Source organism: Streptomyces sp. NPDC102467 (genome assembly GCF_044765445.1).
Taxonomy (GTDB): Bacteria; Actinomycetota; Actinomycetes; order Streptomycetales; family Streptomycetaceae; genus Streptomyces.
Window position 1 is genome coordinate 215,104 of sequence record NZ_JBIWKA010000004.1, and the last position, 16,033, is coordinate 231,136.

Here is a 16,033-nt window from a genome sequence, read left to right on the forward strand (position 1 = left end):
TTGGGGAACCGTCCCGGACTTGGGAACGCCAAAGGTCGAGTCTACCGGGGGTGACATGTGTGAATGCGCCCGTGGGGGCCGATGCTCAGGCGTTGAGGTACGCCGGCGCCGCCACGGGCAACGTAAATCGGAACTGGGCGCCGCCACCGGGCGCCCGCCCGACGGTGATCGTGCCGCCGTGGACCTCGACGATGCCCTTGACGATGTAGAGGCCGAGGCCGGTGCCGCCGCGCTTGCTGCCCCGCCAGAAGCGGGTGAAGACGCGGTTCATGGACTCCTCCGGGATGCCGGGGCCCTCATCGCTGACGGTGACCGAGGTCGATTCCCTGGCCGTCGTGGAGGGCTCTACGTCAATGGTGACGGTTCCCTCGCCGTGCCGCACGGCGTTTTCCAGCAGGTTGCTCAGCACCTGGTCGACCTTGTCGGGGTCGGCCCACAGGTCGGGCAGCGGCTGCTCGACCCGGAGCAGGAACCGCTCGGCCGACTGACCTGCGGCGACGTGGGACTGGATGTGCCGGGAGACGGCGGCGCCGATGTCGACGGGCTGCCGGCGCAGTTCGAGCCGGCCCGAGTCGATCCGCGAGATGTCGAGCAGCTCGGTGATCAGCCGCGTCACCCGGTTCGCGTCCGCGTCGACGGTCTCCAGCATCAGCCGCTTCTGCTCGTCGGTGAACCGCTCCCATTTGGCGAGCAGCGTCGCCGTGAACCCCTTGACCGAGGTCAGCGGTGAGCGCAGTTCGTGGGCGACGGTGGCGATCAGCTCGGCGTGGCTGCGCTCGGTGCGCCGCCGGGCCTCGGTGTCGCGGATCTGCACGACAACGCTGCCCACGGGTCCTGTGGGGCGGGTCCGCACATAGCGCGCGGTCACCAGGACTTCCCGGCCGCCCGGCAGCAGCAGGTTCCGCTCGGGCTGTCCCACGCGGGTGGCGAGACCGCCGTACGGATCGGTCAGCTGCCACCAGCGCCGGCCTTCGAGGTCCTCCAGGGGCAGCGCCCGGTCGAGCGGCGCGCCGAGGGCGTCGGCGGCGGGGACGGCGGTGATGCGCTCCGCGGCGGCGTTGAACGTGACGACGTGGCCGCTCTCGTCGGCGACGACGAGTCCGTCGGGCAGGTCGTCGGGGTGGAGGCCGGCTCCGGCGGGACCGGGCGTGGCCGCCCCAGGGGGTGTGCTCACCCCCGGTGTCCTGCTGGTGCGGACCGTCATTTCCCCGTACCCCACCTCTCGCAACGGCACAGTGGGCCCCGAGTTCGTCACCCTACTAGTCGGGGGTGACGGACTACCAGTCACCGGTGACGCAGAGAGAGCGCGCGGGACCGGCGTGCGGACCGGCGCAGGTCAGCTACGGCATCCGCCGGGGGCGCGCTGGGCGCGAGCGGAGGCGTACAGGCACACGGCGGCCGCCGTCGCGAGGTTGAGGCTCTCGGCCCTGCCGTGGATGGGCACGCGGACGACGGCGTCCGCGAGGGCGCGGGTCTCCTCGGGCAGGCCCCACGCCTCGTTGCCGAACACCCAGGCGGTCGGGGTGCCCATGGAGCCCTTGTCCAGCTCGTCGTCGAGATCGTCGTCGCCGGCTCCGTCGGCGGCCAGGATGCGTACACCGGCGTCCTTGAGCCGGGCGACGGCGTGCTCGACGGGCACGCCCGTGGCGACCGGCAGATGGAACAGGGATCCGACCGAGGCGCGTACGGCCTTGGGGTTGTACAGGTCGACGGAGGCGTCCGTGAGCACCACGGCCTCGGCGCCCGCGGCGTCGGCGCACCGCAGCACGGTTCCGGCGTTCCCGGGGTCGCGTACGTGCGCGAGCACGGCGACGAGCTTGGGCCGGGCCGCGAGGATCTCCTCGAACGGTGTGTCCAGGAACCGGCACACGCCCACCAGGCCCTGCGGTGTCACGGTCGTGGAGATGTCGGCGACGACACTCTCGTCGGCGAGGTGCACCCGGGCGTCGGCGCCGCGCGCCTCCGCGACGATGTCGGCGTAGCGCTCGGCGGCCTCGACGGTCGCGAACATCTCGACGAGCGCCCCATGGGCCGCGGCTTCCCGCACGGCCTGCGGCCCCTCGGCGAGGAACAGCCGCTCCTTCCCCCGGAAGTTCCGCTTGGCCAGCCGCCGGGCGGCGGAGACGCGGGGTGACTTGGGAGAGATCAGTTCGGGAGCAGCAACCATAGGAACTCACCTAGGAAAGGAGCGCCCCGAAAGGGGCGCGGGGAACCGCGCGAGCAACCACAACGGACCGGCGCACGGCACAAGGCAGACGAGGGCAGACGGGATACCGAACGCATCGGACCCGCAGGCCGGCTGACCTGCGGGTCCGATTACACCGGCTCAGCGGAGCGTCAGGCCGCAGCCTTCGGCGCGTTGACGTCAGCCGGCAGCGCCTTCTGCGCGACCTCGACCAGCGCGGCGAACGCGTTGGAGTCGTTGACGGCCAGCTCCGCGAGGATCTTGCGGTCCACCTCGATGTTGGCGGCGTTCAGACCCTGGATGAGGCGGTTGTACGTCATGCCGTTCTGGCGGGCAGCGGCGTTGATGCGCTGGATCCACAGCCGACGGAAGTCGCCCTTGCGCTTCTTGCGGTCGTTGTAGTTGTAGACCAGGGAGTGGGTGACCTGCTCCTTGGCCTTGCGGTACAGACGCGAGCGCTGACCGCGGTAGCCGCTGGCCTGCTCGAGGATCGCCCGACGCTTCTTGTGCGCGTTTACCGCGCGCTTGACGCGTGCCACTTTTTAACTCCTTGTAGCGGGGCCGGGGTTGGACTCACCCGGCCCGAATTCGAATAGGTCCCGGTGGTGACGTGCGCGGCGCCGAGGCGCCGGTACGTCACTTGCCGAGAAGCTTCTTGATCTTCTTGGCGTCGCCCGGGGCCATCTCGGCGTTGCCGGTCAGACGGCGCGTCACGCGCGACGACTTGTGCTCGAGCAGGTGGCGCTTGCCGGCACGCTCGCGGAGCACCTTGCCGGAGCCGGTGATCTTGAAGCGCTTGCTGGACCCGCTGTGCGACTTGTTCTTCGGCATAGCGCCGTTCTCTCCTCGTCAGTGGCGTTCCCTGCCGGTTCGCGCCGTGGCTCGAACCGGCAGCGGGGGAACGTCATACGTGTCGGTGGGTATCCGTGGCGCACAGGCTGTACGCCGCCGGATCATGCCTCGGCAGGAGCCTCGGCGGGGGTTTCGGCAGAGACGTCGGCGGGCGCCGCAGCGTCCTCGATGCCTTCGATGTCGGCCTCGTCCTCAGCCGCGTTCTGCGACTTGCCGGGGTTGGCCTTGGCGTCGGCCTTGCGGGCGGCCTGCGCCTCACGAGCCTCGGCCATCGCCTCGGTCTTCTTCTTGTGCGGGCCGAGAACCATGATCATGTTTCGGCCGTCCTGCTTCGGGTTCGACTCGATGAACCCGAGGTCTTCGACGTCGTTCGCGAGACGCTGCAGCAGTCGGTAGCCGAGCTCCGGCCGGGACTGCTCGCGACCACGGAACATGATCGTGATCTTGACCTTGTCGCCCTGCTTGAGGAACCGGACAACGTGACCCTTCTTGGTGTCATAGTCGTGCGGGTCGATCTTCGGCCGGAGCTTCATCTCCTTGATGACCGTGTGCGCCTGGTTCTTGCGCGCCTCACGGGCCTTCATGGCCGACTCGTACTTGAACTTCCCGTAGTCCATGAGCTTGCAGACGGGCGGACGGGCTGTCGCCGCCACCTCGACGAGGTCGAGGTCGTACTCCTGAGCGAGCTCAAGGGCCTTGGCAAGCGGAACAATCCCGACCTGCTCGCCGCTTGGACCGACAAGACGCACTTCGGGAACGCGAATCCGGTCGTTGATGCGGGGCTCGGCGCTGATGGATCCTCCTCGGTTAGCACCACACGACGGCCTGGCGGACCGCCGCGTATTTTCAGTGACTACCAACCGTGCCGACGCATAAAAAATGCCCCGGACGGTACACACGCGGGGCTCCAAAGAACTACCGGAGCACCGCCACGGTGGACCGCGGGGCGCAAACTCGGACGGCTCCATCGTCCGTACGGAACGATGGGGACCATCTGACCGGTGACCCGCCGCCCGCCAGGGCGATCAGGTGGGAGATCGGAGCCTCCACTTGTGGGCCGGTCACTCAGGTCCTGTGGACGTGGGTATCCGGCCGGTCGTTACACAAGGTTAGCAGCACTTGGGGGGTGCGCCCAACCGGGTGCGCGGGCGGCATATCGTGTGGGGCATGAGTGACGCCACCCCCGCAGCCCCTTCGGGGGCTTCCCCCCAGAGTCCCGACTACGACGCGCTGACCCGCGACATCGCCGAGGTACCCGCCGTCGAGGTCATCGTGACGGTCGCGGTGAACCTGATGAGCGCCGCCGCGGTGAAGCTGGGCCTTACCGAGGAGGGCGACGCCCACAAGGACCTCGACGAGGCCCGCAAGCTGATCCACGCCCTGGCCGGACTGCTCGACGGCAGTGCGACGGAGATCAGCTCGTTCCACGCGGCGCCGCTGCGTGACGGTCTGAAGTCGCTGCAGCTGGCGTTCCGCGAGGCGTCGGTCGTGCCGGACGAGCCGGGGCAGGGCCCGGGTGAGAAGTACACGGGGCCCGTGTACGGCTAGGACAGGCCCTGGTCGCTCTCCCTTACGTAGAAGGGCTCGCCCGGTGGCGTCGCCCCGGCCGGCAGAAGTGCCAGGTCGAGGCCGCGCACCAGGCGGGCCCTCAGTGTTTCGTCGGCGGCGATGCGCCGGGCCACGGCCTGTGCCGTCGTCGCCGGGTCGGCGCCCGGTTCGATGACCAGGGCGAGGACGCCGTCCGCCGCGCCGGGGCCCAGGTGGGCGCGGCGCACGGCGGGCTCGGCGGCGACCGCCGCGCGGACCGCGCCGGTGACCGCCGGGTCGGCCAGCGGGTCGGCATTGCTGCGGCCCTCGGCGAGTGCGTAGAGCGCGGCGCCGGTGATCTCGTACGGGACCGGGCCCGCGAGGTCGAGGACGACCGTGTCCGCCTTTTCGTGGGCAGCGGCCTGGAGCGCCTGGTGCAGCGGGACGGCGACCGGGCGGGCCTCGGGGTCCCACAGGGCCAGGGAGCGGGTCGAGGTGAAGGCGGGCAGTGCGGTGCGGTTGCCCGCCTTGAGCGTCGGGACCGCCATGTCGCTGGTCTTCTCCCGGCGCAGGCCGTTCTCGTCCTCCTCGACCTCGCCCAGGACCGCGACGACGGGGACCAGCAGGCGGGCGTCCTTCAGTGCCGCCAGGACCGGCCCATGGGCCGTGCGCTCCTGTGACCAGGCGGCCAGGGCGTCGGCGAGGCGCGGGTCCGCCGTGCCGTCGTCGTCGGAGAAGCCGGGGTCGGGAATGTTCTTGTTCGCCACGTTCACCGACCCTACCGAGCGGACGGATCCGGGTTCTCAGCGGACCCGGAGGTGCGGCTCATGGTCCGCACAGGACCGCGCCGGACCATCGGTCGCATGTCCCACGGAACAAGACGGCGGCGGGAACGTACCGGTCGCCGGCGTCCCCTCGTCCACGCGGCCGTCGCCTCCGCGGTGCTTCTCGCCGCCACCGCCGGCACTACGGTCTATGTGAAGGCGCAGGCGCACGACGCGACTGCCCTCGTGTCGAAGGTCGCCGCAGCCACCGGGGGTTCCGTGACACCTTCTCCCTCTCCCACCGTGGACCGGGACGACCGGCTCGCCGAGGCCGTGCGCTCCGCGGCCGACGGGCACGACGGCGACGTCTCCGTGGCCGTGCTCGACGTGACGGACGGCGCGAGTGCGACGTATGCGTCCGGCGACGGGACCTACGACACCGCGAGCATCGTGAAGGTCGACGTGCTGGCCGCGCTGCTGCTGCAGGCGCAGGACGACGGGCGGACACTGACCGCGCAGGAGAAGACATACGCCACGGCGATGATCGAGAAGAGTGACAACGCGGCGACGACCGCGCTGTGGGACGCCATCGGCACGGCGGACGGGCTCGACGCGGCGAACGAGCGCCTCGGACTGACCAGCACCACGGGCGGCGACGGACCGCTGTGGGGACTCACCCAGACCACGGCCGACGATCAACTCGCCCTGCTCAAGCAGGTGTTCGGGGTCGGAGACACAGGGGACACCGGGGACAGCGCACTGAGCGCGGCCTCGCAGGCGTACGTCCAGGAGCTGATGGGGAACGTCGAGAGCGATCAGGCGTGGGGCGTCTCCGCGGCGGGATCGGCCGGAGCCGAGCTGAAGAACGGGTGGCTGCAGCGGAGCACCACGGGGCTGTGGGACATCAACAGCGTCGGCCGGGTCAGCGTGGACGGCAAGCAGTATCTGGTGGCCGTGCTCTCCAACGGCCAAGTCACCAAGGACGCCGGGATCTCACTCGTGGAGGACGTGGCGAAGGCCGCCGTGCAGGCGCTCAGCGACGACGGCTGAGCCGGTGGCCGCGCCACAGGTGGACGGCCGCGCCGAGCAGCAGGGCGCCCAGTACGTAGGCGACCGGGGCGACCCAGCCGGCCGGTCCGTCCTCGTCCGGGTCGTCCGGTCCCGGACCGAAGTACTTCTCGCCGTACGCGGCCGAAGTCAGCCCCTGCGGCTTCAGCTTCCCGCCGGCGCGGATCGCGGCGGCCGGGTCGACCATGCCGTAGCCGCGTGAGTCGTCGCGGCCGCCGGTCGGCGGGTCCTCTGCGGTGTCCTCCATGAGCTGCTTGATCTGCGCGGGGTTCAGGCCCGGGTGTGCGGCGCGGACCAGGGCGACGGCGCCGGAGACGAACGCGGAGGCGGCGCTGGTGCCCCACGCCGAGTAGTACCGGCGGTCGGGATCGGCGGTGACGATGCCCCGGCCGGGGGCGGCGACGGTGGCGTACCAGCGGCGGGTGGAGAAGTAGGCGCGGTTGCCCGCCGCGTCGACGGCGGTGGCCGTGATGACGCCGGGGTAGGCGGCCGGATAGGAGATGTGGTCGCCCTTCTTGCCGCCGTTGCCCGCGGAGGCGACGACAGAGACGCCCTTCTTCAGCGCGTACTGGACGGCTTCGTCCTCGCCCGCCTCCGCGTGCGCGGTCGGGGAGTCGTCGCCGAGCGAGAGGTTGATGACGTCGGCGCCGTGGTCGGCGGCCCAGCGGATGCCGTCGGCGAGGGCGTTGCCGCGCGTCTCGCGGGCCTTGGCGCGGGACGCGTCGCCGTCCTCCAGGATCACCCGGACGGGGAGGATCTTGGCTTCGGGGGCGATGCCGATGACGCCGTCCCCGTTGCCCGTGCCGTGTCCGTGGCCCGCGATGATGCCGGCGATGGCGGTGCCGTGGCGGGCCCAGGGGCGGTCGCCTCGGCCCGCGCCGAAGCCGATGAGGTCCTTGCCGGTGAGGACGTTGCCCGCGAGGTCGGGGTGCTGGTCGTCGACGCCGGTGTCCAGGACGGCGACCGTGATGCCCTTGCCCTTCGTGGTGCGCCACGCGTCCTGGGTGTGCATGGCCGCCAGGCCCCACTGCTGGGAGCGGACCGAGTCGGCGTGCGCGGCGGCGGACGGGAGCAGGGCGAGGGCCGCTGCACCCGCGAGGGCGGCGATCCGGTGGGGGCGCTTCATGACGGCTGCTCCGTGGACTTCTGGACGGCCTTGCGCAGGCCTCGTTCGACGCGGTCGGCGATGCCCTGGGCCTCGTGGCCGAGTCCGGCCTGGGCGGGAGCCTCGGTGGCGTCCGCCTTCATCGCCTCGACGGCCGGCTCGGGGTCCGCGACGGTGCGCCCGTCGGCGAACCCGGAGACCGCGTAGACGACGACCGGGGCGTCGGTCAGGACGTTGATGGACCAGGACGCGCGCTGGGCGTCACCGAAGTCCGCGGCGACGGTGCCCGGCACGGCGTACGGGCGGGGCACGAGGTCGGGGCGCCGGTCGAGGCCGTCCTCGGTGAAGCGGGTGCGCAGCGCCTTGGCCGCCTCGGCGTCGGCGCTGGTGAACATCAGGCCGACGGTGGTGACGTTGCTCTGCGTGGCGTCCGTGTAGGTGGCCCGCAGCAGGCGCAGGCAGCCGCCGGGGCGCAGCGCCTTGTACAGGAGCGGGTCGAAGGCCTTGCCGCAGCCGCTGTCGGGGGCGACACCGATCCGGGTCCAGGTGCGGTCGGCGCCGCCGGGGCCTGCCCCCTCGCCGTTCAGGGTGCGGGGGAAGAGCCGGTCGACGGGGATGCCGTGCCACAGTTCGGCGGCGTCGCGGTAGGCGGTCTGCGCGGAGACGGCCCCGTCGCCGGTGAGCAGGGAGCCGGTCGCGGCGCCGCCGATCAGGCCGAGGCCGAGCACGAGGCAGGCCGCCGCGGCCGCGGCGCGGGGGCGCAGGCGGGCGCCGATGGGGCGCAGCCGGGTCGTGCTGTCGTCGTAGTGCTCGGGGCGCGCGAACCGGACGAAGGGCCGGCCTGCCGTGCCCGGGAGGGGGGTGAGGTCGACGGTGCCCACCGCCCTCCGGGCGCCTTGTGCGGGCCCCGCCGGGGCCGGGGGTATGGGGCGCAGACGAGTGGTGGTCTCGTTCTGGTGCGCATCGGCGCCGCCGTGGGGGGCCGCGGTGGTGTGGGCGGGTGCCGTGCCGTCGTGGTTGCTCGCGCCGTTCCCCGCACCCCTGGCGGGGCTTGCCTCGGGCGGGAGGGAAGGGGATCCCCCGGCGGGGCCCGTCTCGGGCGGGAGGGGGTGGGAGCGGCGCGGCGGGGTGTCCGGGAAGCGGGACGACGGGGCCGGTGGGGGCGGTGTGCTGGGCAACGGGGGTGCGCCGTCCGGGAGTTGCGAGTCGCCCTCCTGCGCGGGCGCGGGTGCGTGCGCCGGGCGGGGCGGGCCGGCCGGAGGCGGTGGCGTCGTGGGACGCGGCGGGACACGTCGGGCTTCCGTGCTCATGCCTCCCCGTTTCCTCAAGCCAGCGTGCGCGTCACTCTAACGGGCCTGCCCATGGACCGGGCCCCTCAGTCCACGGCCTTGGCCGATCTGCCCGGATCGTCCCTCTACCCTGCGGTAATCGGGTCTGGCAGGCTTCGGTCATGACACCGCGCGCCGCCGACAGGGCCCGCTTCGACCGGGCCACCGCACACCTCGACGCCCCGCTGGCGATCGTGGATCTGGACGCCTTCGACGCGAACGCCGACGATCTCGTACGCCGTGCCGCCGGGAAGCCGATCCGGGTGGCGAGCAAGTCCGTGCGGTGCCGGGCCCTGTTGGAGCGGGTGCTCGCGCGGCCCGGGTTCGCCGGGATCATGTCGTTCACGCTGGCGGAGTCGGTGTGGCTGGCGCGGTCCGGGTTCGAGGACGTGCTGCTCGCGTATCCGTCCGCGGACCGGGCCGGTTTCGCCGAGCTGGCGCACGACGCGAAGCTGGCCGCCGCCGTGACCGTGATGATCGACGACCCGGCGCAGCTGCGGCTGATCGACGACGCCAGGGACGGGGGCCGCGAGGAGATCCGGGTCTGCCTGGAGCTCGACACGTCGTGGCGGGTCCTGGGCGGCCGGGTGCGGATCGGCGCCCTGCGCTCCCCACTGCGCACCCCGGCCCAACTCGCCGACCTGGCGCGGGCCGTGGCACGCAAACCCGGTTTCCGGCTCGTGGGGATCATGGCGTACGAGGGTCATGTGGCCGGGGTCGGGGACGCGCTGACGGGGCGTCCGGTGCGGTCGCGGGCGATCCGCCTGATGCAGGCCGCCGCGCGCAAGGAGCTGGCCGCGCGGCGCGGCGAAGTGGTGCGGGCGGTGCGCGCGGTGGCGCCGGACCTGGAGTTCGTGAACGGCGGCGGGACGGGCAGCGTGCAGCACACCGCCGCAGAGGACGCGGTCACGGAGATCGCCGCCGGGTCGGGCCTCTATGTGCCGCGTCTCTTCGACAACTACACGTCGTTCAGGGGGCGTCCGGCCGCGCTGTTCGCCCAGCCGGTGGTGCGCAGGCCCGGGGTCGGGGTCGTGACCGTGCTGGGCGGCGGGTATCCGGCGTCGGGCGCCGCGGGCCCCGACCGGCTGCCGGTGCCGTATCTGCCGGAGGGGCTGCGCTACGACGCCCAGGAAGGGCCGGGTGAGGTGCAGACGCCGCTGCTCGGCTCGGCGGCCGACGATCTGCTGCTCGGGGACAAGGTGTGGTTCCGGCACGCGAAGGCCGGGGAACTGTGCGAGCGGTTCGAGGTGCTGCACCTCGTGGAGGGCGACGCGGTGACCGCGGCCGTGCCCACGTATCGCGGCGAGGGCTATACGTTCCTGTAGGCGGCGCGGCTAGTTTGTCGGGCCGACGCTGCTGCCCACTCCCCCGCCGCCGCCCGTGGCGCCCACCGGCCGGATGCCCTTGACGATCGTGTCGAGGTCGGCGAGCGGCGGGGACGCGTCGCTCGCGTCGAGGGTGCAGCGCACGGCGACCAGGGACTGCGAGCCGACGCTGGACGGGAACACCACGGACTGCACGTAACCGCCGGGCCCCTCGGCCGTCGTGACCTTCCAGCGCACGAGGAAGCCCGCGCGCCCGGCGACCGCGATCTGCCGTTCGGCGACGACCTTGTGGCCCGTCATGCCGCCGAACGGCCGCTGCCCGATCGCGTCGGTGTCGTACGCGAGGTCGGCGGCGTCGGAGACGTCCTTCGTGGCCAGGGCCCGTGCGCTCGCGCCGGCCGCCACGCCGGTCACGGTGCGCGTGGCGACGGTGCCGTGGCGGCACAGGCCGTCGTCGTACGGACAGGTGTAGGTGCGCGGTGTGGTCAGCAGGACGTCGTCGTCGGCGACGTTCTCCGCTTTCTGCCAGCCGTCGACGACGGGCAGCGTGATGCCGTTGAGCTGGTCGGTGACCCGGGTGGCGTCCTCGGTCGGGGACGGCGCCGCGCTGGTGGTGGGCGGCGCCGACGCCGGAGCGGACCCGGTGGGCCCGTTCCGCGCCTCGGTGCCGCCCGCGCCGCCGTCGCCGGACACGACCACGACGACACCGGCGACGATGGCCGCCACGAGCACGATCCCCGTGGCGGCCACGGCGACGGCCTTTCCGCGCCCGGCGCCCGGCTTCCGCGGCGGCCGCGCGAGGGCCACCGGCGCGGGCCTGTGGGCCTGCGTCCACGCGGCCCCGTCCCACCAGCGTTCGGTGGCGGGGGCGCGGGGGTCCGGGTACCAGCCGGGCGGCGGCTGCATGCTCATTCCGGCACTGTAGGCCGCCCCGGAGATCGGTAGCGCGTCAGTACACCGAGTCGGCCTGATCCGGCACGACCGAACCGTCGTCCCTCAGCAGCGGTCCGAATCCGCCCCCGGGGAGGTTGTCGGCGGCCGTCGAGCACGGGTACGTGCCGGACTTCTTCGGCAGCGGCTCGATGAACATCGGGTTGGCGACCCAGCGTCCGTCGGCGTTGTCGTAGGCGCGGCACATGATCTCGTTCTTGTTCCGGTTGAGCACGAGATGGGAGCCGGTCGCGTCGCCGACGAACGTGACGTCGGTGTCGGCGTCGCCGCCACCGAGCGCGATGCGCTTGCCCCAACTCTGCTTCTGCCAGGCTGCCTTGCCCTTGATGTGGAAGATCTCCTGGTTGATCCAGCAGCGTTTGCCGTCGATGTACGGAATGGCTTCGCCCTGGCTCACGGGGACACCGCCGCAGCCGGTGCTGTACGTGGTGATGCGGTCCTTGGAGTCGAGGACGGAGCGGATCGCCACGGTGTGCTTGCGGTCGATGCCGACGCCGCGCGACCACACCTCGGTCACCGGCTCGGACCCGGCGGACACGATGTAGACGTCGAAGCCGGCCTTCTGGAGCGTACGGATCAGATCGCGCTGCTGGTCGTAGTAGCGGACGTAGCCGGGGATGGTGTGCGTGCCCAGCTTCTGGGTGGCGCCGACCGGCGCGGCGAGGGCCTCCTTGCGGGCGGCGGCCGCGTACGACTCCAGCTCCGGGACGGTGTGCCCGGCGAACAGCTGCGGAACCCAGGCGTACTGGGGCACGGTACGGCGGTGGTTCCACTCGCCCGCGAAGGCGGCGGTGCCGCTCATGGTCTTGCCGGACTCACGGATGTTGAAGATCTCGTCCGTGCAGTCGGTGTCGGTGGAGGTGGGCAGCGGGGCGCCCACGGGGACGGCTGTGCCGCAGGCCGCGGTGAGCGCCTTGTCGGCGTCGTCCGTCAGCCACTTGCTGGTCTTCTTCCAGCTCGCGGGGCGCAGGATCTTGTCGTGCTTGAGGGACCAGGCGATGGTCGCGTCGGTGACGTCGTTCTTGGACACGGTGTTGTCCCAGTCGAACGCGGCGACGGGACGCGGGCCGCGGTGACCCGCGCAGCTGCCCCGTTCGTCGATCATGCGCTGGAGCTGAGCCCGGTTCTTCCCGTACCACGGCAGCTTCTTCGACAGCTGCGGGCAGGCACGGGAAGCGGTGGGCGCGGACGTGGCGGCGGCCGCAGGGGAGACGAGAGCCGCGGCCACCAGGGTGGTGACCACGGCCGAAGTCCACGCGGCAACATGACTGTTACGCATGTGAGTGGACCGTACACGCACGAGTGACGCCGCCACAGGGTTCCCGCAGAGGTGTCTGGCCGAGGGCCCTAGAGGGGGGTCACGTACGCGCCCGAGATCCCGCCGTCGACAAGGAAGTCGGTGGCGTTGACGAACGCGGCGTCGTCACTGGCGAGAAACGCGACGGCCCCCGCGATCTCGGTGGCCTCGGCGAACCGGCCCACCGGAATGTGCACGAGGCGCCGGGCGGCCCGCTCCGGGTCCTTCGCGAAGAGTTCGCGCAGGAGCGGGGTGTTGACCGGCCCCGGGCACAGGGCGTTGACCCGGATCCCCTCGCGGGCGAACTGCACACCCAGCTCGCGGGACATGGCGAGGACGCCGCCCTTGGAGGCGGTGTACGAGATCTGCGACGTCGCCGCGCCCATCCGCGCCACGAACGACGCCGTGTTGATGATGGATCCCTTGCCCTGGCGCCGCATGTACGGGATGGCGGCCTTGCAGCACAGGTACACGGAGGTGAGGTTGACGTCCTGGACGCGCTTCCAGGCCTCCAGGCCCGTGTCCAGGATGGAGTCGTCGTCCGGCGGCGAGATGCCCGCGTTGTTGAAGGCGATGTCGACGCTGCCGTAGGTGTCGTAGGCGGTCTTGAAGAGCGCCTCCACCTGTTCGGCGTCGGTGACGTCCACCTTCACGAACGTCCCGTCGACCTCCTCGGCCGCTTTCCTGCCCGCGGCCTCGTCGATGTCACCGCACACGACGTGGGCGCCCTCGGACGCGAGGCGGCGCGCGGTGGCGAGGCCGATGCCGCTGCCTGCGCCCGTGATGACGGCGGTGCGGCCGACGAGCCGGCGGCAGATGATCTCTTCAGTCATAAGGTGCTCAGGCCTCCGCGCTGTCCGTGCTGTCCGTGCTGTCCGTACTGTCCGTGCTGATGAAGACGTTCTTGGTCTCGGTGAAGGCAGTCAGGGCGTCGGGGCCCAGTTCGCGGCCGAGCCCCGACTGCTTGTAGCCGCCGAACGGGGTCCAATAGCGCACGGCGGAGTGCGAGTTGACGGACAGGTTCCCGGCCCGGACGGCCGTCGACACGCGCAGGGCGCGCCCCAGGTCCCGGGTCCAGATCGAGCCGGCGAGGCCGTACGGGGTGGCGTTCGCGAGGCGGATCGCGTCCCGCTCGTCGGTGAACGGCAGCAGCACCGCGACGGGCCCGAAGATCTCCTCCGTGGCCGCGGCGGAGTCGGCCGCCTCGCCGTTGAGCACGGTCGGCGGGAACCAGAACCCGGGCCCGGTGGGGGCGCCGCCCCGGATGCCGACCGCGGTGTCCGGCACGAACTCCCTTACGCGGTCCAGCTGGTGACGGGAAATCAGCGGACCCATCTGTGTCTTCTCGTCCAGCGGATCGCCCACGACGACGGCGCCGAGCGCGTCCGTGAGCAGCGCCACGCACTCCTCGTACACGGACTCCTGGACGAGGATGCGGGTGCGGGCGCAGCAGTCCTGGCCGGAGTTGTCGAGGAAGGAGAACGGGTCGAGGGCGCGGGGCAGGTCCGCGTCGGCGAAGACGATGTTGGGGCTTTTACCGCCGAGTTCGAGAGTGACCGGCTTGACCAGGGCCGCGCAGCGCTCCATGATCTCGCGGCCGGTGCGCGAGGAGCCGGTGAAGACGACCTTCGCGACGCCGGGGTGGTCGACGAGGGCGCGGCCCGCGACGCTTCCCTGGCCGGGCAGGACCTGGAAGAGCCCTTCGGGCAGGCCCGCCTCCAGGGCGAGTTCGGCGAGCCGGAGCGCGGTCAGCGGGGTGGTCTCGGCGGGTTTGAGGACGACGGCGTTGCCGGCCGCGAGTGCGGGGGCGGAGCCCCAGGCGGCGATCGGCATCGGAAAGTTCCAGGGGGCGATGACGCCGACGACGCCGAGCGGTTCGTGGAAGGTGACGTTCCAGCCGCCGGGAGCGGGGATCTGCGCCCCGTTGAGACGTTCGGCGCCGCCGGCCGCGTACAGCAGCAGGTCGCGTACGTTCCCGGCCTCCCAGCGCGCGTTGCCGATGAGGTGCCCGGCCTCGCGTACCTCCAACTGGGCCAGTTCTTCCAGGTGTTCATCGACGGTGCCGGCGAAGCGGCGCAGCAGGCGGGCGCGGTCCGCCGGAGCGGCTGCCGCCCAGCCGCGTTGGGCGTGTGCGGCGCGTTCGACGGCGGCGCCGATGTCCTCGGCGGTGGCGGCGGGGACAATCGCGACGACCTCTTCGGTCGCCGGGTTCAGTACCTCGAGTGACGGGTGCAACGGCTGGGTCCTCACATGCGTTCGAAGGAGCGGCGCAGCTCCCAGTCGGTCACCGCGGCGTCGAACGCGTCGAGTTCGACCCGCGCCATGTTGCGGTAGTGGGCGACGACCTCGTCCCCGAAGGCGGCCTTGGCGATGGCGCTGTTCTCCCACAGCTCGGCGGCCTCGCGCAGGCTGGTGGGGACGTGCTCGTAGCCGGATTCGTAAGCGTTCCCCGTACAGGCGTCGGGGAGTTCGAGCTTGTGCTCGACGCCGTACAGGCCGGCGGCGACCAGGCCAGCGACGGCCAGGTGCGGGTTGACGTCGCCGCCGGGGAGTCGGTTCTCGAAGCGGAGCGAGCGGCCGTGGCCGACGACGCGCAGGGCGCAGGTGCGGTTGTCGTGGCCCCAGGCGACGGCGGTCGGGGCGAAGGAGCCCGGCTGGAACCGCTTGTAGGAGTTGATGTGCGGGGCGTAGAGGAGGGAGAAGTCGCGCAGGGCGGCCAGCTGTCCGGCGAGGAAGTGGCGCATGGTCCCGGACATCCCGTCGGGCCCGGCCATCACGTTCGTGCCGTCCGCGTCGGTCAGCGAGAGGTGGATGTGGCAGGAGTTGCCCTCGCGCTCGTTGTACTTCGCCATGAAGGTGAGCGAGACGCCCTGCTGCGCGGCGATCTCCTTGGCGCCTGTCTTGTAGATGGCGTGCTGGTCGCAGGTGACGAGGGCTTCGTCGTAGCGGAAGACGATCTCGTGCTGCCCTGGGTTGCACTCGCCCTTGGCGGACTCGACGGTGAGGCCCGCGCCTGCCATGTCGTTGCGGATCCGGCGCAGGAGGGGCTCGATACGGCCGGTGCCGAGGACGGAGTAGTCGATGTTGTACTGGTTGGCCGGGGTGAGGCCCCGATAGTTCGCGTCCCAGGCCTGCTCGTAGGTGTCCTTGAAGACGATGAACTCCAGCTCGGTGCCGACCTGGGCGCTCAGTCCGCTCTCGGCGAGCCGGTCGAGCTGGCGGCGCAGGATCTGCCGGGGCGCGGCGACCACGGGCGAGCCGTCCTCCCAGGCGAGGTCGGCGATCAGCATCGCCGTGCCCTCGTTCCACGGGACACGGCGCAGGGTGGACAGGTCGGGGCGCATCGCGAAGTCGCCGTAGCCGCGGTCCCAGGAGGACATCGCGTAGCCGTCGACGGTGTTCATCTCGGCGTCGACGGCGAGGAGGTAGTTGCAGCCCTCGGTGCCGTGTTCGAGCACCTCGTCGAGGAAGAACCGGGCGGCGAACCGCTTGCCCTGGAGCCGCCCTTGCATATCGGGGAAGGCCAGGACGACCGTGTCGATCTCGCCGCCCGAGACGAGGGCGTGCAGCTCCTCCACGGCGAGCGGGGGTGTGCGGTCTGCCACGGGAAAAACCTCCTTGGGGCCCAGGG

Annotated in this window: 15 protein-coding genes and 1 pseudogene; 3 read left to right on the forward strand and 13 right to left on the reverse strand. The window is 71.8% G+C overall.

Annotation, left to right across the window (positions count from 1 at the left end):
* Window positions 1-85: 85 nt before the first annotated feature.
* From ACIREE_RS09595 to infC, 5 genes and pseudogenes are all read right to left on the reverse strand, one after another.
* Window positions 86-1,204 carry an ATP-binding protein gene (locus ACIREE_RS09595; protein WP_404148727.1) on the reverse strand — a complete coding sequence of 373 codons (1,119 nt, stop codon included), beginning with the start codon at window positions 1,202-1,204 and terminating at the stop codon, window positions 86-88.
* 132 nt (window positions 1,205-1,336) lie between these two features.
* Window positions 1,337-2,167 carry a TrmH family RNA methyltransferase gene (locus ACIREE_RS09600; RefSeq protein ID WP_404148729.1) on the reverse strand — a complete coding sequence of 277 codons (831 nt, stop codon included), beginning with the start codon at window positions 2,165-2,167 and terminating at the stop codon, window positions 1,337-1,339.
* A 170-nt stretch (window positions 2,168-2,337) separates the two neighbouring features.
* A complete protein-coding gene (gene rplT / locus ACIREE_RS09605) occupies window positions 2,338-2,724 on the reverse strand; it encodes a 50S ribosomal protein L20 (protein WP_404148732.1) in 387 nt (128 codons plus the stop codon).
* 97 nt (window positions 2,725-2,821) lie between these two features.
* Window positions 2,822-3,016 (reverse strand): 50S ribosomal protein L35, encoded by a 195-nt coding sequence (gene rpmI, locus ACIREE_RS09610; protein ID WP_059419477.1) that lies wholly within the window; start codon window positions 3,014-3,016, stop codon window positions 2,822-2,824.
* Window positions 3,017-3,138: 122 nt separating this feature from the next.
* Window positions 3,139-3,856 (reverse strand): annotated as a pseudogene (gene infC / locus ACIREE_RS09615) (translation initiation factor IF-3).
* A 348-nt stretch (window positions 3,857-4,204) separates the two neighbouring features.
* Between infC and ACIREE_RS09620 the strand changes: the two are divergent.
* Entirely contained in the window at window positions 4,205-4,585 is a 381-nt protein-coding gene (locus ACIREE_RS09620) for a DUF1844 domain-containing protein (protein ID WP_404148735.1), read from the forward strand.
* On the opposite strand, the gene ACIREE_RS09625 is transcribed toward ACIREE_RS09620, so the two are convergent.
* Window positions 4,582-5,331, reverse strand: a complete 750-nt coding sequence (locus tag ACIREE_RS09625; RefSeq protein ID WP_404148738.1) for an SseB family protein — start codon at window positions 5,329-5,331, stop codon at window positions 4,582-4,584. The two genes, ACIREE_RS09620 and ACIREE_RS09625, sit on opposite strands and share 4 nt — an antisense overlap.
* A gap of 96 nt (window positions 5,332-5,427) precedes the next feature.
* Between ACIREE_RS09625 and ACIREE_RS09630 the strand changes: the two genes are divergently transcribed.
* Entirely contained in the window at window positions 5,428-6,378 is a 951-nt protein-coding gene (locus ACIREE_RS09630; RefSeq protein WP_404148741.1) for a serine hydrolase, read from the forward strand.
* Here ACIREE_RS09630 and mycP read toward each other — a convergent pair.
* Window positions 6,362-7,522, reverse strand: a complete 1,161-nt coding sequence (gene mycP / locus ACIREE_RS09635; RefSeq protein ID WP_404148744.1) for a type VII secretion-associated serine protease mycosin — start codon at window positions 7,520-7,522, stop codon at window positions 6,362-6,364. The genes ACIREE_RS09630 and mycP overlap by 17 nt on opposite strands.
* Window positions 7,519-8,811 carry a hypothetical protein gene (locus ACIREE_RS09640; RefSeq protein WP_404148747.1) on the reverse strand — a complete coding sequence of 431 codons (1,293 nt, stop codon included), beginning with the start codon at window positions 8,809-8,811 and terminating at the stop codon, window positions 7,519-7,521. Before ACIREE_RS09640 ends, mycP begins: the two co-directional genes overlap by 4 nt.
* A gap of 140 nt (window positions 8,812-8,951) precedes the next feature.
* On the opposite strand from ACIREE_RS09640, the gene ACIREE_RS09645 reads away from it, so the two are divergent.
* Entirely contained in the window at window positions 8,952-10,154 is a 1,203-nt protein-coding gene (locus tag ACIREE_RS09645) for an amino acid deaminase/aldolase (RefSeq protein ID WP_404148750.1), read from the forward strand.
* 9 nt (window positions 10,155-10,163) lie between these two features.
* On the opposite strand, the gene ACIREE_RS09650 is transcribed toward ACIREE_RS09645, so the two are convergent.
* The 5 genes from ACIREE_RS09650 to ACIREE_RS09670 form a co-directional block, all read right to left on the reverse strand.
* Window positions 10,164-11,066 (reverse strand): DUF2510 domain-containing protein, encoded by a 903-nt coding sequence (locus ACIREE_RS09650; protein ID WP_404148752.1) that lies wholly within the window; start codon window positions 11,064-11,066, stop codon window positions 10,164-10,166.
* A gap of 37 nt (window positions 11,067-11,103) precedes the next feature.
* On the reverse strand, window positions 11,104-12,384 hold the full coding sequence (locus ACIREE_RS09655; protein WP_404148755.1) for a haloacid dehalogenase-like hydrolase: 1,281 nt from the start codon (window positions 12,382-12,384) through the stop codon (window positions 11,104-11,106).
* Window positions 12,385-12,452: 68 nt separating this feature from the next.
* Entirely contained in the window at window positions 12,453-13,235 is a 783-nt protein-coding gene (locus tag ACIREE_RS09660; protein ID WP_404148757.1) for a 3-oxoacyl-ACP reductase, read from the reverse strand.
* 7 nt (window positions 13,236-13,242) lie between these two features.
* Entirely contained in the window at window positions 13,243-14,637 is a 1,395-nt protein-coding gene (locus tag ACIREE_RS09665; protein ID WP_404148758.1) for an aldehyde dehydrogenase family protein, read from the reverse strand.
* A gap of 11 nt (window positions 14,638-14,648) precedes the next feature.
* The gene (locus tag ACIREE_RS09670) at window positions 14,649-16,007 is read right to left on the reverse strand and encodes a glutamine synthetase family protein (RefSeq protein WP_404148760.1); all 1,359 of its coding nucleotides are present in this window, start codon (window positions 16,005-16,007) and stop codon (window positions 14,649-14,651) included.
* Window positions 16,008-16,033 lie beyond the last annotated feature (26 nt).